A 19,007-nucleotide genomic window follows, 5' to 3' on the forward strand; every position below is an offset into this window, starting at 1 on the left:
CCATCACGGATCAGGAGCTTGGCAATGCGCAAGTCCATCGTTACCGCTCTGAGCTTGCTGGGCCTGGGTTTGATGGCGCCGGCCATGGCCCAGCATCTCAGCCTGGTCACCGAGGAATACCCACCCTACAACATGAGCGACGCAAAAGGGCAAGTCGGCGGCATCTCGACTCAGATCGTCAAAGCCTTGATGGCCGAGGCCGGGCTGGCTCATGATGTGACCATCTTCCCCTGGGCGCGTGCGATCTCCATGGCACGCGCCCAGCCCAACACCTGCGTTTACTCGATGTCACGCACGCCAGAGAGGGAGGCGCACTACAAATGGATCGGTCCGCTGGTCTATAACGACTGGGCCTTGTTCGCACTGACAGACACCGTCCCAGAGCCACGACCCACCCGGCTGGAGGAGTTGATGGAGGCCCGCATAGGCAGCTACCAAGGCGACGCCATCGTCAGTTATCTGCAGGCGCGCGGCCATCGGGTAGATGTGGCGTCGTCGGATGATGTCAACCCTAAGAAGCTACAAATGGGCCGGATTGACTACTGGGCCACTGGCCGCCTGATTGGTCAGTACCGACTGCAGCAGCAGGGCATTCAAGGGATCGCGCCGATGCTCAATTTCAACCGCAGCGATATGTACCTGGCCTGCAACGCGCAAATGCCAGATGCCTTGGTCAAACGCCTCAATGCCAGCTTGATCAGCCTGGACAAACAAGGTGTGATCAAGAAGATCTACGCTGGGTTTGGCTACACGCCTTAGCCTGCGCATGCCAACAGGCATCAAGGACCTCCGGATGACTCCTTGATCAGGCGCCCAGAGCCGGACTGTATCGGCCGCGCATTCATCGGATACAAGCGCGAGAAGATGGAAATCTGATTGGCCGAGAGCTGCACGGGGCTGCGCATCACCATCCACAGCACGCCTTCGGAGCAAGGCGGCGTCGTCAGCGAACCCATATACGTGAAATAGCTGCGGTCATCGGGCAGGAGCTGATTCAAATCCAGCAAGCCCGGCGCCGCCAAAGCCTCGCCTTTTTCAAGCGGCAGGTTGTTCCAAATGTTTTGAATCAAAGCCTGATCGCGCCCCCGCTCGAGCAGCACGGCCACCACAGCCAATTTGCCGTCGGCATCCTTGTGCACCAGGTGCGCGACCATATCGTATTGGCGGCCGTTGATGCGCTCCTCGCTGGGGCGATGAAAGTGAAACTGCAGCAGCTCAAAGCGCCGCCCCATCACCTGCAGGGCATTGCCGGGCGCGACATTGACTTGAATCGTGTGGCCATTGTCCAGCACCGCGAAATTGCTGGGCCGGTAGTCAAAATTGATCTTCTCCAACTCGACCCGTATGCCCTCGCGGATATCGATCGGGCTTTGCCTGGTGCCGATTGCGCATTGACGGTTCTCCGGACTCAGCTCGGCCCAACGCTCGGGCGCTCCTTCGCCGACATAACCCCAATGTGCGGCATGCTCAGTGGCAGCATGGGCGGCTGGCTCGGCTTTCTTGCCGGCCTTATTGCCAGCCTTGGCGGACTTGCCCGCTTCCTCATGGCCGCCGGTGGCCGTCACCTTCATGCCCGGCGCAGGTCCGTCGGCCTTGTTGCTCAGGCGCTCGGCCAGGCGCTGCCGCAAGACATCCAGCGACTCCTCCCCGGCCACAGGCGTTGCAGGGGCTGCGGCCTTGGGCTTGGCTTCGTTGGCCGACGCCAGGCTGATGGCGCCGCAGACAAGACCTAGCAAGACCAGGCGAACCCAGGGTCGCCGACAAACAGTGATTTTTTCTTCCATGCGATGCTCCCGCACCTCGGTGCGCCTTGACGCCCAAGTCTTCGGTCGAATTGGCGCAAGCTTGAGCCGGCGAGGCTATTTGAGCTGCCGTTTGACCGCCAGCCAGGCCAGCAGACCAATGCTCATCAGCCCCATCGACGTCAGCGCCAGCGCCAAGGTGGAGTGCATCACCAGGGGTGCCACCACGCCGGCCACCACGCCGTTGGCGGCGCTGCCAATGCAGGCCTGCAGCGAGGAGGCCATGCCGCGCCGCTCGGGCACCTCGTCCAGCGCCAGCAGCGTCACGACCGGCACCATCAAGGCCCAGCCGAAGGAGAAGGCCCCGATCACCGGTAAGGCCCAGAACGGGCTTGGCGGCAGGAGCAAATTCAGACACACATTGAGCGAGGAGAACACGAACATGATGATGAAGCCACGCCGAATCTGCTGCTTGGGCTTGATCCTGCCGGCCAAGCGTCCACTCAACCAAGCGCCGGCCATGATGCCGCCAATCGCAAAGCAGAAGAACCAGAAGAACTGAGTCGGCGCCAGCTTCAAATGCTCGCCGACAAACACCGGCGCAGCCAAGACGTAGAGAAACATGCCATTGAATGGAATACCGCTGGCCAGCGCCAGCAGGATAAAGCGCCGGTTCGAGCAGAGCTGCCAATAGCCGCGCAGCAGGGGCCGCACATGAAAGGGCTGCACCATATCCGCGCGCAAGGTCTCGGGCAGCAGGCGCCAATTGGCCATGAAGAGAATCACGCCGACCAGGACCAGAAACCAGAAGATCGCGTGCCAGTCGGTGTGCACAAACAAAAAGCCACCAATCATCGGTGCGATGGCCGGCGCGACGCCGAAGAAAATCGTCACCTGCGACATCACCCGCTGCGCCTCGGACGGCGGGAACATATCGCGAATGATGGCGCGCGACACCACCATGCCAGCACCCGCCGACATGCCCTGCACCGTACGCCAGAACACCAACTGCCCGATGCTGCCCGACAAAGCGCAACCGACCGAAGCCAGCGTGAACACCGCCATGCCCCACAGCACCACCGGCCGGCGCCCGAAGCTGTCGGACAAGGCGCCATGGAACAGATTCATCACCGCAAAGCCGAACAAATAGCTCGACAGCGTTTGCTGCATCTCGACCGGCGTGGCGTGCAAGGCCGCCGCGATACCGGCGAAAGCAGGCAAATAGGTGTCGATCGAAAACGGCCCGATCATGCCCAGGCCCGCCAACAAAACGGCCAAGGCCCAACGCGGGGCGCGCCACAAATGACCGGCTTCTGGATTCATAGAGGATGGGTGTGGCGCGAACAAACGGCCGAACTGAGCAGTCTGTCAGTGTAAGCGTGGCCCTAAACTCGCACGCTTCAAGGCTATTGCTCTGCGAACAAACCATGACTCTTCCGCAACTGAACATCGGCGTGATCGGCCTGGGTGTGATGGGGCAGCGCATGCTGGCGCGCTTGGCCGCACACGCTAGGCTGAACCCGGTCCTTGTATGGGATGCCAATCCGGCGGCCATTGCGCAGACCTTGCAGCAATACCCGGCGCTGCAGGCCGCCACCAGCGCGGCGCAATTGATCGCCGCGCCCGGCCTGCACAGCCTCTACATCGCCACGCCACCGGCACCGCATATGGCGCTGTCTGAGCTGGCGTTTGACGCCGGGCTGGCAGTGTTTTGCGAAAAGCCCCTGACGGTGGATTTTGAGGCCGCGCGACGCTGTATCGATCGCATCGAGGCCCGAGGCCATAGAGCGGCGGTCAACTTTGCCTTGGCCTCCTCACCGGGGCTGGCCTTGCTGCAGCAGCATTTCGGTTCTGGCAGGGCCAGTGAGCTGGGCAGCTTGCAAACGGTGGAGCTGGCGCTGGCTTTTGCCGCTTGGCCCAGGCCTTGGCAGGCGGGCGCCGGTGCTTGGCTGAGCGAGCGCATCGAAGGCGGCTTCAGCCGCGAAGTTTTGTCGCACTTCATCTTTGCCCTGCAGCGCGTGCTGGGGCCGGCGACGCTGGTCCGCAGCCAAGTCGACTACCCCAGCGACGGCCACCGCGCCGAAACCGGGCTGCAGGCCGAGCTGCAAGCCGGCAGCGTCAAGATACACATCCAGGGTCTGGTGGGCGGCGCCCAAGCTGACCATAACGCCATGCGCTGGTGCGCCGACGCAGGCGAAATCTCAATGAGCGAATGGTTCAGCCGCATTGAACAGCGCCGCGCTGATGGCCAGTTACTTGCAGGGCCAACGAATGATGCGAGTGAGCTGCGCCAAGCCGGCCAGCTTGATCAACTCGACCAGTGGGTCGCCCTGATCGAAGGCCGCCCGCATGGTCTGCCGGGATATACCGAAGCCTTGGCCGTGCAGCAGACCATTGAGGCCATGCTGCAAACCCGCTCAAACAGTTGGTGACCGAGCTACTCGGGACCAGCCCTCGGGCGGTCCGTCAAACAAGAAAATAAAAAGAGTGAAGCAAGCCGATAGGCCGGATTCTGTGCAGCGCCCTCGGCCCTTGCGGGCTTGGGCGCTGTGACCGCCATTCCTCTTGGCCGGGCATCACTGCCCGGCTCGGTGCCACCTACCCGCCAGCTCTGCGAGCCGCATCAATACTGGCCTACTTGGTGTTGCTGCGCGTAGAGATTGCCCGTTTCACCCGATCCCGCAGGCTGCGCTTGCGGTCCCGCCGAGTTTTGACACCCGGCACGTTTGATCGACTCGTCTCTGTTGCTCTGATCCTCGGCTCACGCCGGACAGCCGTTAACTGCTACGCCGCTCTATGCAGTCCGGACCTTCCTCCAGCCCCATGTTTCCATGATCGGGCCAGCGGCGGTCTGGCTTACTTCACGGCGTGCATTATCGCCTACGATTCGAGCTTCGTTTGCTAAGCCCCGCCATGCCAAAGATCACCCACATCGACATGCCCTCGCCCAGCGGCGACGAACTCAAAGCTGCCCGCCTGGCCGCCGGCCTGAGCCAAGTTGAAGCCGCGCAGCTCATGGCTTACCCGGTGCAGCCGGGCAGCCGTGGCGGTCTGCAATCGCGCACCTGGCAGGCGCTCGAGAGTGCCGGCGACCCGCGCAATATGCCTGGGCCTATATTTGCCCTGTTTCAGCTTTTGACCCAACAACATCCGAGCTTGAAACTGCTCGGCCAAGATTCATCGTCCCCAAGGAGTGATTCCCATGAAAGTTGACAACGTTCTCGCCACCATAGGCAACACCCCCCATATCCGTATGCAGCGCCTGTTCGGCGCACAGGCGCAGGTCTGGATCAAGTCCGAGCGCAGCAATCCGGGTGGCTCGATCAAGGACCGCATCGCGCTGGCCATGGTCGAAGACGCCGAAGCGCGCGGCCTGCTCAAGCCGGGTGCGACCATCATCGAACCGACCTCGGGCAACACCGGCGTTGGCCTGGCCATGGTGGCCGCCGTCAAGGGCTACAAACTGATTCTGGTGATGCCGGACAGCATGTCGGTCGAGCGCCGCCGCCTGATGCTGGCCTATGGCGCCAGCTTTGATTTGACCCCGCGCGAAAAAGGCATGAAGGGCGCGATCGCCCGCGCCCAGGAACTGGTGGCCGAAAACCCAGGCTCGTGGATGCCACAGCAATTCGAGAACCCCGCCAATATCGCCGTTCATGTGCGCAGCACGGCGGAAGAAATCCTGCGCGACTTCCCAGACGGCCTGGACGCCTTGATCACCGGCGTGGGCACCGGCGGCCACATCACCGGCTGCGCACAGGTGCTGAAAAAGGCCTGGCCGAAGTTGCAGGTGTTTGCGGTGGAACCCAGCGCCTCGCCGGTCATCAGCGGCGGCGCGCCGGCGCCGCACCCGATCCAGGGCATTGGCGCCGGTTTCATCCCGACCAATCTTCATACCGATCTGCTCGACGGCGTGATCCAGGTCGAGGCCGAGGAAGCGCGCGAATATGCGCGCCGCAGCGCCGCCCAAGAAGGCTTGCTGGTCGGCATCTCCAGCGGCGCCACCTTGGCCGCCATCGCCAAGAAGCTCGCCGAGCTGCCCGCCGGCGCGCGGGTGCTGGGCTTCAACTACGACACCGGCGAGCGCTATTTGTCGATTGAGGGTTTCTTGCCCGTTTGAGCCGCTATTCCTCGCCCCCACCCTCGACGCTGGGTGAGTCGTTGTCCTTGTTGGCTTGGCGAGCCAACTCGGCCTCCAAGGGCCGCAAGGCATCGATCAAGGCTTGCGGGGGTTTCGGCTCAACCAAGCGCAAGGCGGGCGGCGGCAAGCTGCTCAGATAGGCCGGGCCTAGCCAATACTGCTGCTCCTGGCGGCGCGCCACGGTCAACACCAACAAGGTCGCCAGGCCGGACATCGCTGCCAGCGCCAACCAGCGCCGGGCGCGCGGCCAGACCAGGCAGGCATGCCACCAGAACAAGCCCGCCAAACCACAAGGAAAGAGGATGGCATCCAGCACCATCAAGCGCGGCCAAGACAAGGCATAGGCCAGCAAGGGCAAGACCATCTCGATCAACTGCAAAGCAGTCAAAACAATCAAGGCACGGCGCAAATGCGTGGTGAAGGGGAAGCGGTGCTGGAACAACTGCGTCACCAGCGACCATAGCGCCGTCCAGCCCAGCACCATCACCAAGGGCCCCAGGACCGCGCCGCTGTAGTCGACCCAGGGCGAGCCCGGATTGAGCTCCGACCAGCGGCCAAACCACAGCAAGCCCAACCAGAGCAGCAGCAAGCCAGGCACCCAGGCCGCGCCGACCTTGGCAGCACGCTGTTGATGCTGCTGCATAGGCAGCTCGGGCGCCAAGGCCTCGGCATTGCTGCGCCAGCGCAGATGGCTGGCACCCAACTGAAAGTTGACCACGCCGCCCAAGGCAGCAGCGTCCCCCGCACTCAAGCGCTGCTCACCCATCCAGCCGCCGTTGAGACTCGGCGCTAACAAGATACTGGCCGCGCCGCCTTCGGGCCACTGCAGCAGCGCATGCTCGGCCGCCAAATGCACATCGTCGAGCACCACCTCGCACTGTGGCGAGCGACCAATACGCGCCGGCCAGTGCGCAATGCGCTGCACTTGGCGCACCAAGCCATCACGACCGAGGACTTCGATGACCGCTATTCGCGCGATTCTTTGCTCTTGCTGATCCATGCGAAGCCCTCCAGGTAATGTGCGCTCAACTTCAAGGCGTTATCAAAGCTGACGCCACGGGCATCAAAGCGACCCAGCGCACCTTCGGTGGCGCCGTCAACAGTCGTCACCAGCACACTCAGATCATGCAGACCGGCGAGCTTGCGGTAGGCGCGCAGGCAAACAACCGCGCGCAGTGGCAGACCTTCTCGCGAGATAAAATCCTCCTTGCAAAAGGGCGCGGTGCGGTACTTGTCCTCGCGGCCCAGCCGTTCATTGCGAAAACTGCCCGAATATTGTTTGGCAAAGCGGATCGCCCCGAGCTTGGCGCCGTCATAGGCCTCATGCGACATGTCCAGATAGCCGGTTTGTATCGCGCCGCTGATGAACAAGGCATGCTCCATCCGACATTGCGAACGCTGAAACTCCAGGCCCTTGGTGTCGGCCGGCGTGCCGCGGCCCCAGCAACGCATGAACTGCTCTTGCGGCACAGGTAACTGGTAATGTGCATGGCCGGCGGTGGCCCAAGGCTGAGCCAAGAAACGTTTCGTCAACTCATCTTGATAGACCATCAATTGCTCGCGCAACCTCGGCCAGGCCGGCTCGGTCATCGGTTTGGCATTGCGGCTACGCTCGAACAAAGCTTGAGCGTACTGACCCGGCACCAAGAAACTCATCTGCTGCGCAAACGACATCACCGACACATTGACGCCGACCACGCGCCCCTCTTCATCCACCACGGGCCCGCCGCTCATGCCCGGGTTGATACCGCCCGAAAAATAGATCAGCGGATCAAAACTGCGCTCGACCAAGCCGTTGTAATTGCCTTCGACGACGGCAAAAGCAATGTCATGCGGATTGCCCATCGAGTAGATGCGGTCGCCCTTGGACAGCGGCGAGGAGGCCGGCCGAAAGCTCAAGGCCCCACGCCCCTTCAAGCCACCTGGCACGACACGCAACAAAGCCAAGTCACGGCGCACATCAAAGTCGAGCAATTCCAGCTGACCTTCTTGCCCATCGGTACTGGCGAATCGCAGGCGATAGCGCTCAGGCTCCAGTGCGAACTGGCTGATGACGTGATAGTTGCTCAGCACATGGCCGTCCTCGCTGACCAGAAACCCTGAGCCGACCGAGGCCTGGCTGTTCTGCGTCTTGAGCAAGGTGCGGATCTGCAGCAGCTGCGAGCGCGCGTCTTCATAAATCCGGCGCGCGCTGGCAGACACGGCCGCCGGCGGTGCCGAAGCGGCCGAGGCAGCAGGAGTGGGTACGCCGGCTGAGCCTGGGGCCGTCTGGGCCTGAGCGCCAGCCAGCAGCATCAAGAGCATGACCGCACAGCAACGCTGGCGGGCCTTCAAAACAGATAGAAAAATCAGCAAGGATTCCTCCCGAATTTCATATGAGGGCGATGCTAGCCGGTTTGCTGCTGCGCCTTAGGGCGAAAGACACCGGTGTCTGCATAGAAGTTCTCATCTTCATTGCCTGCCCACCAGCCAGGCACGCCCAGCACCGGCAAGGGGTAGAAGGGCTTACCGGCCAAGCGGGAGCTATCAAGCGCGGCATCCATCGGTGGCATGGCCGCGTCGTCAAACGGCAAAATCAAGACATGGGCGCAGATCGGCTTGCGTGGCTGCATCAATTTTTCAAGCAAGGCATGGCCGATCAAGTGCAACTGAGCCTGGGCCCACAGTGGCCGCAAGGTGATGAATAAGCGCTGCCAGTCGCGCGCAACCAGGGCCTCGCACAAGGCTGCCGGCGCCTGCAACAAGGCCGCGTTCTCATCGACCACCGTCAAGGCATCGCGCAAGGCGCCGCGCCGCGACTGCACACCGCCGCTGAGCCTCAGTGCTTCGATGTGCGCCGCATTCAGGCCGGTCTTGAGTACCGGCCAATGCAGCCAGATCAGGCCGTTCAGCAGGTCATGCAAATTGTCGCGGCTTGGCACGCAGGCGCTGCGATGGATGAAGGCCTCATAGGCCTCGCCCGCCGGCAGCTCGGTCTGCGCAACAAAGCGCAAATCGCCGTGACTGAGCCGAATCGGCCGGGCTTGCAGCTGCCGATTGAGCGCCTGCGCCACCGTTGCGCCCGCCAGCAAATCGGCCGACAAGGCTTGGCCGGTTTGCCGGTAGGGCATCAGCCAGGCCGCACTCCAATCCAGATTCCAGTTCAGAGCAGCTTCCAGCTCAAGGTCTCGCCGCCGCGCAAGGGCTTCAATTGCGCCTCACCGAAGGGGACGGCGCTGGGCAGCGTCCAGTCTTGCTTGCGCAAGGTGACGCGCTCGCTATTGCGCGGCAGGCCGTAAAAATCGGCCCCGTTGAAACTGGCGAAGGCTTCAAGCTGGTCCAATGCGCCCATTGCCTCGAAGGCCTCAGCATACAACTCCAAGGCTGATGCGGCAGTGAAGCAGCCGGCACCACAGACCGAGTTCTCCTTCATCTGCGAGGCATGCGGCGCGCTGTCGGTACCGAGGAAGAACTTTTTGCTCCCTGAGGTGGCGGCCTTGAGCAGGGCCTGGCGATGGATTTCGCGTTTCAAAACCGGCAGGCAGTAGTAATGCGGACGCAGGCCACCGGTGAAGATGGCATTGCGGTTGTAAAGCAGGTGCTGCGGCGTCAAGGTCGCGGCGGTGAAGGCATCCGCGCCGGCCACAAATTGCGCAGCCTCCAGCGTGGTGATGTGTTCGAACACCACCTTCAGCTCGGGCATATCGCGACGCAGCGGCTGCATCACGCGGTCGATGAACACGGCCTCGCGGTCGAACACATCGATGTCGGGGTCGGTGACCTCGCCGTGCACCAGCAGCAGCAGCCCTTCGCGCTGCATCGCCTCCAGCGTCTTGTAAGTCTTGCGGATATCGGTCACGCCGGCATCGCTGTTGGTGGTGGCACCGGCCGGATAGAGCTTCAACGCCACCACACCGGCATCCTTGGCCCGCTTGATCTCGTCAACCGGGGTCAGATCGGTCAGGTACAGCGTCATCAAGGGCTGAAAGCTCAGCCCCTCGGGCACCGCCGCGCTGATGCGCTCGCGATAAGCCACCGCCTGCGCGGCGCTGGTCACCGGGGGCCGCAAGTTAGGCATGATGATGGCGCGGCCAAACTGGCGCGCCGTGAAAGGGATGACGCTTTGCATCGCCCCTTCGTCGCGCACATGCAAATGCCAGTCGTCGGGGCGGGTGATGCTCAGCTCTAGCGGAGCCACGGTGGAGGTAGATGTATTGGCCATGGGGGGATTGTCCCAAATCTCGCGCTCTGTGGCCGGCCCCCAGGGGTAGCTACCCTGCCAAGCTCAATGCTGCAGAATTTTGTCCAAAAACTCCCGCGCCCGCGCCGAGCGCTGCTCGGGATGGCCGAAGAACTCCTCGCGCTTGCAGTCCTCGACGATCTTGCCGGCGTCCATGAAGATGACCCGGTGACTGACCTTCTTGGCGAAGCCCATTTCATGGGTCACGCACATCATGGTCATGCCCTCTTCGGCCAGCTTGACCATCACGTCCAGCACTTCGCCGACCATTTCGGGGTCAAGCGCCGAGGTCGGCTCGTCAAACAGCATCACGATCGGGTCCATGGACAGCGCACGTGCGATGGCCACACGCTGCTGCTGGCCGCCGGACAGCTGACCCGGGAACTTGTCCTTGTGCGCCGACAGGCCCACCCGGTCCAGCATTTTCAAGCCACGCACCTTGGCCTCGTCGGGCGTGCGGCCCAAGACCTTGATCTGCGCGATGGTCAGGTTCTCGGTCACGCTCAGGTGCGGGAACAGCTCGAAATGCTGGAACACCATGCCGACGCGCGAGCGCAGCTTGGGCAGATTGGTCTTGGGGTCGGCCAGGGAGATCCCGTCAACGATGATGTCGCCCTTCTGGAAAGGTTCCAGCGCATTGACGGTCTTGATCAAGGTGGACTTGCCCGAGCCCGACGGGCCGCAGACCACCACGACCTCGCCCTTTTGGATAGTGGTCGTGCAGTCGGTCAGCACCTGGAACGTGCCGTACCATTTGTTGACGTTTTTGATGTCTATCATTTGATGATTCTCCGGGCCCGCATCAGCGGATGATGGCAATCTTCTTTTGCAGTCGGCGCACCAGCATCGACATGCCAAAACAGATGGCGAAGTAAACGGCGGCGGCGACCAAATAGGTTTCGATTGGCCGGTTGAAATTGCGCCCCGCCGTCTCAAAGCCCTTCAGCAAGTCGTAGGCCCCGATGGCATAGACCAGCGAAGTGTCTTGAAACAAGATGATGGTTTGCGTCAACAGCACCGGCAACATATTGCGAAAAGCCTGCGGCAGCACCACCAGTTGCATGGTCTGGCCGTAGCTCATGCCGACCGCATAACCGGCGTAGGTCTGCCCCTTGGGCACGCTTTGGATGCCGGCCCGCATGATCTCGGCGTAGTAAGCGGCCTCGAACAGCGTGAAGGTCACGATGGCCGAGATTTCGGCACCGAGCGGGCGACCGATCAGAAATGGGATCAGCAAGAAGAACCACAAAATCACCATCACCAGCGGAATGCTGCGCATGGTGTTGATATAGGCGGCCGCCGGCAGCGCCAGCATCGGCTTGCCCGACAAACGCATCAGCGCCAACAAAGTGCCCAAAGCGATGCCGCCAACCATCGCGATCAAGGTCAGTTGGAGCGAGAAATAGAAGCCCTGCAGCACATAGCTGCCCAGCACGCCCCAAGTGAGAAAAGCAAAATCGAGATTCATTATTGGCTGCTCCCCACCATGCCGGGCACACGCGCACGCAACTCGATAAAGCGGGCGACCGCAAAGATCGCAATCGAGGAGATGAAGTACAGCCCCGTCACCGCCAGATAGATCTCGATGCCTTTGGAGGTCTCTTCCTGCGCCTGGCGGGCAAACATGATCAGCTCCGGCACCGACACCGCAAACGCAACCGCCGAGTTCTTGACGATGCCCATGGCCTCACTGGTCAAGGGCGGGATCACGATGCGTAGCGCCACCGGCAGCAACACGTACCGGTAGGTCTGGGGCAGCGTCATGCCGACCGCCAAGCCGGCGTAGGTCTGACCCTTGGGTAGGCTCTGGATACCGGCCTTGACTTGCTCCGAAATCCGCGCCGAAGTGAAGAAGCCCAGCCCCAGCACCACCAACAAGAAGCTCGGCACTTGCTTCATCACCGGCAGCAATTCGGGCACGACAAAATACCAAAGAAACACCTGCACGAGCACGGGGATATTGCGGAAAAGCTCGGTCCAGGCATCGCCCAAAAATACTAGTTTCTTGTTCGGTGTGGTGCGCAAAATGCCCATCAAGACGCCAAAAAACAAGGCCAAAATCAATGCCAAACCCGACACCGACATGGTCCAGCCCCAGGCCGACATCATCCAATCCAGATAGGTAATCTCGCCACCGCTGCCAAAGCAGCGCGGCACGTCCTGCTGATCTATGGTGTCCTTGCAGAACACCTGCCAATCCCAAGTTGCCAAGGCAGCTCTCCTGTCGAATAAAACACAAGGCCGCCCGAGCGATTGCCGGGCGGCCTGTTCGATGCTTGTGGTCAGCGTACTAAAGCGCCAAGGCCTTACTTCTTGGCGTAGTCTTCGGCCGGCTTGTCGTTCGGATTGGCCCAAGCGTGCTTGGTGTTTTCGTTGGGAGCCATGCCGACCTTGGTATTGGTCGGCGGGATGGGCTGCTCAAACCATTTGTTCCAAGTCTTGGCAATGTCGCCCGACTTCATCTGCGCCTTGATGCTGTCGTCCACCGCCTTCTTGAAGGCCGGATCATCCTTGCGGATCATGATGGCGATAGGCTCAACCGACAGCACTTCCCCGACCACTTTAAAGTCGGCCGGATTCTTGGACTTGGCGGTCAGACCGGCAAGAATGGCGCCGTCCATCACGAAGGCATCGGCGCGGCCCGACTCCAGCAGCAAGAAGCTGTCAGCATGGTCCTTGCCGAAGACTTCTTTGAAATCAACTCCGGTGGCACGCTCGTTCTTGCGCAGCGTCTGCACCGAGGTGGTACCGGTGGTGGTGGCCACGTTCTTGCCGTTCAACTGGGCAATCGCGGTGATGCCGGAGTTGGCCTTGACCAAAATACGGACTTCTTCAACAAAGGTGGTGACGGCAAAGGCCACATCTTTTTGCCGAGTCGCGTTATTCGTTGTGGAACCGCACTCGATATCGACCGTACCGTTTTGAACCAAAGGGATGCGGTTTTGCGAGGTCACCGGCTGGTACTTGACGGCCAAGGCGCTCATACCCAATTGTTTGCGAACATCGCGCAACACGTTCTCGCAGATCTCGACGTGATAGCCCACAAACTTGCCGTCACCCAAGGTGTAGGACAAGGCACCCGAGGACTCACGCACGCCCATGGTGACGCTGCCGCTGTCCTTGATTTTCTTCAAGGTATCTTCAGCCTGGGCCATGCCTGTGACGGCAGCCAGGGCCAGGACGAGCAATGTCTTCTTGGTCATAAACACTCCGGAATGAAAGAGGAATTCGGTGTAAATCTCAGGCCTCATCTTAGGGGCTCGGCCGCTCCGGTGAGGCCTGTGTCGAATACGTGTTTTCACGCATGTACGCGGCTCGCACTATTCGGTCAAAAAATCCCACAAGGCTTGGGCTGCTGGCTTGCTGCGCCGGGTGAGCTCGGGGCGCTCGCGGTAAATACGCAACTCCATGGTCAGTTCGAACTCTCCGGCGGCGGCAGCGCGCACCAGATTTTTGGCGGCCAGCTCTTTCTTGACCGAACTGGCTGGCAAAAAGGTCAGCCCATGTCCCTCCAGGGCCATGGCCTTCAAGCCTTCCGCCATATCGGTCTCATAGATAGCGTCGAGGTTGAGCGGCACCGTCGAGGCCTTGGCGATCAACTCGACCAAACGCCCAAGATAAGCGCCCGAGGCATAGCTGAGGAAGGGGATCTTTTGCCCTGCCCGGCCCGGCAGGCGAAACATCGGCTCGCCGTTGGCATCGGCCTTGGCATAGGCAGCCAGCGTCTCTTGCCCCAGCGAGGCCATCTGGTAGCGCTCCGGGTCCAGTTGCAAGGGCTGGCTGGCGTGGTGATAAACAATCAGCAGATCGCAATTGCCCTCGCTCAGCTGCAACATCGCGTCATGCACATTGAGTGCATTGAGCCGGCATTTAAGGGCACCGAACCGCTGACGCAGATCCATCAGCCAATGCGGAAAGAAGCTGAAGGCAAGCGAATGCGGCACCGCGAACTCGATCATGTCTTGACCGGCCGACTGGTGGCTGCGCAGCATATTGCGCGTTGCCTGTAGGTTGCTCAGTATCTCTACCGCCTGGCCGAGCAGCGTCTCGCCGGCACCGGTCAAACGCGTTGGGTAAGAGGAGCGGTCCACCAGGTCCACGCCCGCCCAAGCCTCCAGCGCCTGGATGCGGCGCGAGAACGCCGGTTGGGTCACATGCCGGACTTGGGCGGAGCGCGAAAAACTGCGCGTCTCGGCCAAGCTGACGAAATCTTCAAGCCATTTGGTTTCCACGCTTTCAGTGTAGCCGCCCTGCCGTTTGGATAAGCACATACCCTGAACCAGGGGTGCTAACCCCCCGATTGCAGGGGGTTGACGGGGCACTTTTCGAGTTTCGAGTGTTTACAGTCGCCTCAAGTACCTTTCAACTCCATGACTCGAACGGAACCAGCCCATGCTTGCAGCAAAAACCCTGATCGCCAGCGCCTTGCTGGGCCTGGCCTCGTCAGCGATGACAGCGCCGACCACGCTTGACTTTGAAAAGGTGGATGCGAAAACCACGCTCCTGTCGACGACCCAGCTTTACAAAGACCTGGGCGTCAGCTTCAGCGGCGGCGGCTTTGGCGTAGCCAGCTCGATCGCCAAAACCGACCCCGGAGACGGCAACTTCTATCGAGGGAAAATTGACGCTCCCAACCAAAGCCCACCGTTTTACAGCGCCAACAGGGGTGCCGTGATCTTGTGGGACGGCGGCACATCGACCGAGGCCACTTTCGTCATCAATGTCAAGGATGGATTCAACGATGACTTCTTCCTCAGCTACTCGTCGGCCGATTTCGCAACTTCTGGCGCCGTGAAGATTTTTAGCGAAGCGAATGGCGGCGGCGATAACTTGGGTGGCATTGATTTGCAGTTGACTGGTCAGCAAGGCTGCGCAGGCTTTCTTTGCAATTGGAACGATGCGCATTCGACAATTGCAAACGGGAAAATCGGCAAATCCATCGTCATCACCGGCGGCAACGGTCTGTTCTACCTGGACGATTTCAAGTTGAATCTGCTCGGAGATGGCACACATGTTCCCGAACCCGGTGGCGTGGCCCTGAGCTTGGCGGCCCTCGCCGCCTTGGCTTGGAGCCGGACCAAGCGCCAGGCAATTTGAAAGTTAGACTTTCCAACTAGAAGAGCCGTGCAATCCCAAGTTGCATGGCTCTTTTGTGTTTTGTTCTGTGAATTGCGGCGCCATTCGGTACCTAGTCACCGCTTTGCTGCAAACGCCACATCCGGGCGTAAGTGCCCTGCAGCGCCAGCAAGGCTTCATGATGGCCGCGCTCAACGATGCGGCCGGCCTCCAGCACCAAAATCTCATGCGCATCGACGATGGTGGACAGCCGATGAGCAATCACCAGCACCGTCTTGTTCTGCGCTGCCGACTCCAACTCGCCTTGAATGGCGCGCTCATTGGTCGAATCCAGCGCCGAGGTCGCCTCATCAAAAATCAGCAGCGGCGGATTCTTCAGCAGTGTGCGGGCAATTGCCACGCGCTGCTTTTCCCCGCCGCTGAGCTTGAGCCCGCGCTCGCCGACCATGGTGTCGTAGCCTTTGGGCATGCCAGCGATGAAGGCATGGATATGCGCGGCGCGCGCCGCAGCTTCCACGTCCTCTTGACTCGCACCCGGTCGGCCATAGGCGATGTTGTAGGCCACAGTGTCATTGAACAAGACCGTGTCTTGCGGCACGATGCCAATCGAGCGGCGCAAGCTGCTTTGCGTGACAGCGCGCAGCTCTTGGCCGTCGATGGTGATGCGGCCACTGTCGATGTCATAAAAGCGATAGAGCAGACGAGCCAGCGTGCTCTTGCCCGAGCCGCTGGGCCCGACGACGGCGACCTTTTTGCCGGCCGGTATCTCGAAGCTCACCTCATGCAGAATCGGCCTCGCTTTGTCATAAGAAAAACTGACGGACTCGAAACGCACCGCAGCACCGTCAATAGCTAACTCCACGGCTCCCGGCACATCGGCCACCTCGCGCTCGCGCTCCAGCAGGCCGAACATCTTGTCCAGATCGGTCAGGCTTTGCTTGATTTCACGGTAGATCACACCGAGAAAATTGAGCGGAATATAGAGCTGGATCATGAAGGCATTGACCATCACCAGATCGCCCAGGCTCATGCTGCCTGACACCACGCCCACCGTCGCCCGCCACAGCATCAAGACCAGGGCGGTGGCGATGATCAATTGCTGGCCGGTGTTGAGCAGCGACAGCGTCGACTGTGCTTTGAGCTGCGCGCGGCGCAGCTTCTCCAGGCTCTCGTCGTAGCGCGCCGTTTCAAAGTCTTCGTTATTGAAGTACTTGACCGTTTCATAGTTCAACAAGGAGTCGATCGCCCGGCTGTGCGCGACCGAATCCAGCTCATTGAGCTGCTTGCGGAACTTGGTACGCCACTCGGTCACCGTGATGGTGAAGCTGATGTAAAGCACCAAGGCCGCCAGCGTGATGTAGGCAAACCAGGCATCGAACTTGACCGCCAGCAACGTCAGCACCAGCGTCACCTCGATCAGCGTGGGCACGATGCTGTAGAGCGAATAGGAGATCAGCGAATGCACGGCGCGCGTGCCGCGCTCGATGTCGCGCGTCATGCCGCCCGTTTGGCGCTCCAAGTGGAAGCGCAGGCTGAGTGCGTGCAAGTGCCGAAATACCTGCAGGGAGATGCTGCGCGCCGTGCCCTCGGTCGCCTTGGCGAAGATCAGTTCTCGCAACTCGGTGAACAGCGAAGTCATCAAGCGCAGGGCGCCGTAAGCGACCAGCAGCCCCAAGGGCACCACCGCCACGCTGGCAGCCGAGCCGGGCTTGATGGCCAGGCTGTCGACCAGCGATTTCAAAAGCAGCGGCACAGCCACATTGCTGAGCTTGGCAAACAACATAAAGCTCAGCGCAATACCGACGCGCCAGCGATAGCGCCACAGATAGGGCAAGAGCTTGTTGATCGTGGCCCAGTCGCTGCGCGGGGCCGCCGGCGCGCCCTGCACGCTGCCGTTTAAAGAAGGGGTAAGCGCAGGGCTGCTTCGCATGTGTTGTTTAGATTCTTGAGCTGTGACCGAGAATGGCATAGCAATTCTCTCAGGAACCCACATGACCGACATCCAGCCCGCTGCAAGCCCATCGAACTCAAGCGCCAATCCAAGCGCCATGCCGCGCGAGCTGGTCTTGCGCGTGATGCCGATGCCGGCCGACGCCAATCACAACGGCGACGTCTTCGGCGGCTGGATCATGGCGCAGGTGGACATTGCCGGCTCCATCCTGCCGGCGCGCATTTCCAAGGGCCGCGTCGCCACGGTGGCGGTGAAGGAGTTCTTATTCAAGCAGCCGGTCTCGATCGGCGACTTGCTGTCCTTTTACTCTCAGGTCACCCGCGTCGGACGCACCTCGATCACCGTGCAGGTCGAGGTGGTGGCCGAGCGCAACCCGGCCAATCCGGAAGTGGTCAAGGTGACCGAGGCGCAGCTGACCTATGTGGCGATTGACCACGAAGGCAAGCCGCGGCCCTTCAGTCAAATTTCGTAAAGTCCGGCTGGCGTTTCTGGAAGAAGGCCTGAAAGGCCTCCATCGCCTCGGGTGAACGCAGGCGGGCGCCAAAAATCTCGGCCTCGACCTTGATCGTCTCGATCACCTGCGCGGCGCTGTGCCGGCGCATCAGGCGCTTGCTCTCGCGCACCGCACTCGGCGCCAAGGCATTGAAGCGCTCGGCCACGCGGCGCGCATAAGCCACCACTTCGCCGGCAGCCAGCACGCCATTGGCGATGCCGCACTCGACCGCATCGGCGCCAGTGAAGGGGTCGCCGAGCAATAACTTTTCGGCCGCCTTGGCGTGACCCATCAAGCTGGGCACGATCAGGCTGGAACCAAACTCGGGCACCAGGCCCAGGCCCACAAAAGGCATGGCCAGGCGCGAATCGTCGGCCACATAGACAAAGTCGCAATGCAAGAGCATGGTGGTGCCGATGCCGATCGCCGCGCCGTTGACGGCCGCGATGACGGGCTTTTCGCAACCCAGCAGCGCGCGCATGAACTGGAACACCGGCGCGTCTTCATCGCGTGGCGGGCTGCTCATGAAGTCTTCGATGTCATTGCCCGAGGTGAAGACCGTGGGCTGACCCTGGATCAAGACCGCGCGCACCGTCTTGTCGGTGTTGGCAGCGATCAGCGCATCGGCCATCTCCTGGTACATCACGCGGGTCAAGGCATTTTTCTTTTCGGGGCGGGCGATTTCAATCGTGGCCACACCGTTGACGACGGCAGTTTTGATGCTCATGGGGCAGTCTCCAATTTCTTCAAATTTCGGGGCGATTGTGACGCAAGCGCTCAGGATGCACGGCCGAGTTGTTGCCAATGATTGGCCAAATGCATCAGGTGTGCGCGCTCATATTCTTCGCGGCTCAGCGGGCCATAGGCGAAATGCGGCGCCAAGGGCCCCTTGTGCGCCGCAAATGCATCCATCGCATCGAGCAGGCGCTGCACCGAAAACTTCAGGCTGCGCTCGACGTCCAGCGCCGGCGCGCCGGGAATCGGCTCGTCCAGGCTGTGCGACATCTTGCCGCGGGCGTTGAACAAGGCCCAGGCCGCAGCACCCACGCTGGAGCGGAACCAAGCCGGTTTCAGCTCGGGGAATCCGCTGATGGAGAACTCGATGCTTTGCGCCAGATGCTGCAGCAGCTGCGCCAAGGTCCAGGCGTTGTCCTGCACCTTGGGCGGGCTGAACAGCAACTCGAACACCGCCTTGCGCGCCTGTTTCCAGGTCGCGAAGGCGGGGCTCAAGTCGCCCTGACAACCGACGAGCAGAGCCGGCGCGGCCAGCAAGACCGCGCCGCGTAAAACCGTTCGCCGGGTCGTCATCTCACAAGAAAGCGCCGGGCCGTCCCAAGCTTTCTTGCGCCCCCTCGGGGGGTGGGCGACGTATGGCGTCGACCTGG

Annotated in this window: 20 protein-coding genes and 1 other RNA gene; 6 read left to right on the plus strand and 15 right to left on the minus strand. The window is 61.3% G+C overall.

Going from position 1 to position 19,007, the window contains the following annotated elements; all coding sequences use genetic code 11:
• The first annotated feature begins 24 nt into the window (after positions 1–24).
• Positions 25–759 carry a substrate-binding periplasmic protein gene (locus LNV09_RS11075; RefSeq protein ID WP_263557144.1) on the plus strand — a complete coding sequence of 245 codons (735 nt, stop codon included), beginning with the start codon at positions 25–27 and terminating at the stop codon, positions 757–759.
• 20 nt (positions 760–779) lie between these two features.
• Here LNV09_RS11075 and LNV09_RS11080 read toward each other — a convergent pair whose 3' ends face one another.
• Together LNV09_RS11080 and LNV09_RS11085 are read right to left on the minus strand one after the other, a co-directional pair.
• Positions 780–1,784: a carbonic anhydrase gene (locus LNV09_RS11080; RefSeq protein WP_263557145.1), complete on the minus strand. Its 1,005-nt coding sequence runs from the start codon at positions 1,782–1,784 to the stop codon at positions 780–782.
• A gap of 75 nt (positions 1,785–1,859) precedes the next feature.
• Positions 1,860–3,065, minus strand: coding sequence for a multidrug effflux MFS transporter (locus LNV09_RS11085; RefSeq protein ID WP_263557146.1), 1,206 nt, complete (start codon positions 3,063–3,065; stop codon positions 1,860–1,862).
• A 104-nt stretch (positions 3,066–3,169) separates the two neighbouring features.
• On the opposite strand from LNV09_RS11085, the gene LNV09_RS11090 reads away from it, so the two are divergent.
• Positions 3,170–4,174 (plus strand): Gfo/Idh/MocA family protein, encoded by a 1,005-nt coding sequence (locus LNV09_RS11090; protein ID WP_263557147.1) that lies wholly within the window; start codon positions 3,170–3,172, stop codon positions 4,172–4,174.
• A gap of 53 nt (positions 4,175–4,227) precedes the next feature.
• On the opposite strand, the gene rnpB is transcribed toward LNV09_RS11090, so the two are convergent.
• Positions 4,228–4,605: RNase P RNA component class A (gene rnpB, locus LNV09_RS11095), an RNA gene on the minus strand.
• A gap of 50 nt (positions 4,606–4,655) precedes the next feature.
• Between rnpB and LNV09_RS11100 the strand changes: the two genes are divergently transcribed.
• Together LNV09_RS11100 and cysK are read left to right on the plus strand one after the other, a co-directional pair.
• The gene (locus LNV09_RS11100) at positions 4,656–4,955 is read left to right on the plus strand and encodes a helix-turn-helix domain-containing protein (RefSeq protein WP_263557148.1); all 300 of its coding nucleotides are present in this window, start codon (positions 4,656–4,658) and stop codon (positions 4,953–4,955) included.
• Complete coding sequence (cysK, locus tag LNV09_RS11105) at positions 4,945–5,862, plus strand: cysteine synthase A (RefSeq protein ID WP_263557149.1); 918 nt, start codon at positions 4,945–4,947, stop codon at positions 5,860–5,862. Before LNV09_RS11100 ends, cysK begins: the two co-directional genes overlap by 11 nt.
• Before the next feature lie 4 nt (positions 5,863–5,866).
• On the opposite strand, the gene LNV09_RS11110 is transcribed toward cysK, so the two are convergent.
• The 9 genes from LNV09_RS11110 to LNV09_RS11150 form a co-directional block, all read right to left on the minus strand.
• Entirely contained in the window at positions 5,867–6,883 is a 1,017-nt protein-coding gene (locus tag LNV09_RS11110) for an FHA domain-containing protein (RefSeq protein WP_263557150.1), read from the minus strand.
• Positions 6,850–8,238: a S1 family peptidase gene (locus tag LNV09_RS11115; RefSeq protein WP_263557151.1), complete on the minus strand. Its 1,389-nt coding sequence runs from the start codon at positions 8,236–8,238 to the stop codon at positions 6,850–6,852. The genes LNV09_RS11110 and LNV09_RS11115 overlap by 34 nt, the downstream gene beginning before the upstream one ends.
• Positions 8,239–8,270: 32 nt before the next feature.
• Positions 8,271–8,993, minus strand: a complete 723-nt coding sequence (locus tag LNV09_RS11120) for a DUF3025 domain-containing protein (protein WP_263557152.1) — start codon at positions 8,991–8,993, stop codon at positions 8,271–8,273.
• Between the two features lie 32 nt (positions 8,994–9,025).
• A complete protein-coding gene (gene pyrC, locus LNV09_RS11125) occupies positions 9,026–10,084 on the minus strand; it encodes a dihydroorotase (RefSeq protein WP_263557153.1) in 1,059 nt (352 codons plus the stop codon).
• 63 nt (positions 10,085–10,147) lie between these two features.
• A complete protein-coding gene (locus LNV09_RS11130; RefSeq protein ID WP_263557154.1) occupies positions 10,148–10,882 on the minus strand; it encodes an amino acid ABC transporter ATP-binding protein in 735 nt (244 codons plus the stop codon).
• Positions 10,883–10,904: 22 nt separating this feature from the next.
• Complete coding sequence (locus LNV09_RS11135; protein WP_263557155.1) at positions 10,905–11,570, minus strand: amino acid ABC transporter permease; 666 nt, start codon at positions 11,568–11,570, stop codon at positions 10,905–10,907.
• Positions 11,570–12,313, minus strand: a complete 744-nt coding sequence (locus LNV09_RS11140) for an amino acid ABC transporter permease (protein ID WP_263557156.1) — start codon at positions 12,311–12,313, stop codon at positions 11,570–11,572. The genes LNV09_RS11135 and LNV09_RS11140 overlap by 1 nt, the downstream gene beginning before the upstream one ends.
• A 95-nt stretch (positions 12,314–12,408) precedes the next feature.
• The gene (locus tag LNV09_RS11145; protein ID WP_263557157.1) at positions 12,409–13,305 is read right to left on the minus strand and encodes a transporter substrate-binding domain-containing protein; all 897 of its coding nucleotides are present in this window, start codon (positions 13,303–13,305) and stop codon (positions 12,409–12,411) included.
• 117 nt (positions 13,306–13,422) lie between these two features.
• The gene (locus tag LNV09_RS11150; protein WP_263557158.1) at positions 13,423–14,334 is read right to left on the minus strand and encodes a LysR substrate-binding domain-containing protein; all 912 of its coding nucleotides are present in this window, start codon (positions 14,332–14,334) and stop codon (positions 13,423–13,425) included.
• Between the two features lie 160 nt (positions 14,335–14,494).
• Between LNV09_RS11150 and LNV09_RS11155 the strand changes: the two genes are divergently transcribed.
• The gene (locus LNV09_RS11155; RefSeq protein ID WP_263557159.1) at positions 14,495–15,199 is read left to right on the plus strand and encodes a hypothetical protein; all 705 of its coding nucleotides are present in this window, start codon (positions 14,495–14,497) and stop codon (positions 15,197–15,199) included.
• A gap of 91 nt (positions 15,200–15,290) precedes the next feature.
• Here the strand turns inward: LNV09_RS11155 and LNV09_RS11160 are convergent, their stop codons facing one another.
• Positions 15,291–17,108, minus strand: a complete 1,818-nt coding sequence (locus tag LNV09_RS11160) for an ABCB family ABC transporter ATP-binding protein/permease (RefSeq protein ID WP_263557160.1) — start codon at positions 17,106–17,108, stop codon at positions 15,291–15,293.
• A 118-nt stretch (positions 17,109–17,226) separates the two neighbouring features.
• On the opposite strand from LNV09_RS11160, the gene LNV09_RS11165 reads away from it, so the two are divergent.
• Positions 17,227–17,601 (plus strand): acyl-CoA thioesterase, encoded by a 375-nt coding sequence (locus LNV09_RS11165; protein ID WP_411969265.1) that lies wholly within the window; start codon positions 17,227–17,229, stop codon positions 17,599–17,601.
• Here the strand turns inward: LNV09_RS11165 and LNV09_RS11170 are convergent.
• Positions 17,585–18,349, minus strand: a complete 765-nt coding sequence (locus LNV09_RS11170) for an enoyl-CoA hydratase (protein WP_263557162.1) — start codon at positions 18,347–18,349, stop codon at positions 17,585–17,587. The genes LNV09_RS11165 and LNV09_RS11170 overlap by 17 nt on opposite strands.
• 50 nt (positions 18,350–18,399) lie before the next feature.
• Positions 18,400–18,930, minus strand: a complete 531-nt coding sequence (locus tag LNV09_RS11175) for a DUF1569 domain-containing protein (RefSeq protein ID WP_263557163.1) — start codon at positions 18,928–18,930, stop codon at positions 18,400–18,402.
• Between the last annotated feature and the right edge of the window lie 77 nt (positions 18,931–19,007).

Source organism: Paucibacter sp. B2R-40 (genome assembly GCF_025717555.1).
Taxonomy (GTDB): Bacteria; Pseudomonadota; Gammaproteobacteria; order Burkholderiales; family Burkholderiaceae_C; genus Paucibacter_A.

What these genes read in the sequence shown, in the direction of transcription:
- LNV09_RS11075 (WP_263557144.1), top strand. Translation starts at nt 25, where the DNA reads ATGCGCAAGTCCATCGTTACCGCTCTGAGCTTGCTGGGCCTGGGTTTG.
- LNV09_RS11080 (WP_263557145.1), bottom strand. Translation starts at nt 1,784, where the DNA reads ATGGAAGAAAAAATCACTGTTTGTCGGCGACCCTGGGTTCGCCTGGTC.
- LNV09_RS11085 (WP_263557146.1), bottom strand. Translation starts at nt 3,065, where the DNA reads ATGAATCCAGAAGCCGGTCATTTGTGGCGCGCCCCGCGTTGGGCCTTG.
- LNV09_RS11090 (WP_263557147.1), top strand. Translation starts at nt 3,170, where the DNA reads ATGACTCTTCCGCAACTGAACATCGGCGTGATCGGCCTGGGTGTGATG.
- LNV09_RS11100 (WP_263557148.1), top strand. Translation starts at nt 4,656, where the DNA reads ATGCCAAAGATCACCCACATCGACATGCCCTCGCCCAGCGGCGACGAA.
- cysK (WP_263557149.1), top strand. Translation starts at nt 4,945, where the DNA reads ATGAAAGTTGACAACGTTCTCGCCACCATAGGCAACACCCCCCATATC.
- LNV09_RS11110 (WP_263557150.1), bottom strand. Translation starts at nt 6,883, where the DNA reads ATGGATCAGCAAGAGCAAAGAATCGCGCGAATAGCGGTCATCGAAGTC.
- LNV09_RS11120 (WP_263557152.1), bottom strand. Translation starts at nt 8,993, where the DNA reads ATGCCCTACCGGCAAACCGGCCAAGCCTTGTCGGCCGATTTGCTGGCG.
- pyrC (WP_263557153.1), bottom strand. Translation starts at nt 10,084, where the DNA reads ATGGCCAATACATCTACCTCCACCGTGGCTCCGCTAGAGCTGAGCATC.
- LNV09_RS11130 (WP_263557154.1), bottom strand. Translation starts at nt 10,882, where the DNA reads ATGATAGACATCAAAAACGTCAACAAATGGTACGGCACGTTCCAGGTG.
- LNV09_RS11135 (WP_263557155.1), bottom strand. Translation starts at nt 11,570, where the DNA reads ATGAATCTCGATTTTGCTTTTCTCACTTGGGGCGTGCTGGGCAGCTAT.
- LNV09_RS11145 (WP_263557157.1), bottom strand. Translation starts at nt 13,305, where the DNA reads ATGACCAAGAAGACATTGCTCGTCCTGGCCCTGGCTGCCGTCACAGGC.
- LNV09_RS11155 (WP_263557159.1), top strand. Translation starts at nt 14,495, where the DNA reads ATGCTTGCAGCAAAAACCCTGATCGCCAGCGCCTTGCTGGGCCTGGCC.
- LNV09_RS11160 (WP_263557160.1), bottom strand. Translation starts at nt 17,108, where the DNA reads ATGCGAAGCAGCCCTGCGCTTACCCCTTCTTTAAACGGCAGCGTGCAG.
- LNV09_RS11165 (WP_411969265.1), top strand. Translation starts at nt 17,227, where the DNA reads ATGCCGCGCGAGCTGGTCTTGCGCGTGATGCCGATGCCGGCCGACGCC.
- LNV09_RS11170 (WP_263557162.1), bottom strand. Translation starts at nt 18,349, where the DNA reads ATGAGCATCAAAACTGCCGTCGTCAACGGTGTGGCCACGATTGAAATC.
- LNV09_RS11175 (WP_263557163.1), bottom strand. Translation starts at nt 18,930, where the DNA reads ATGACGACCCGGCGAACGGTTTTACGCGGCGCGGTCTTGCTGGCCGCG.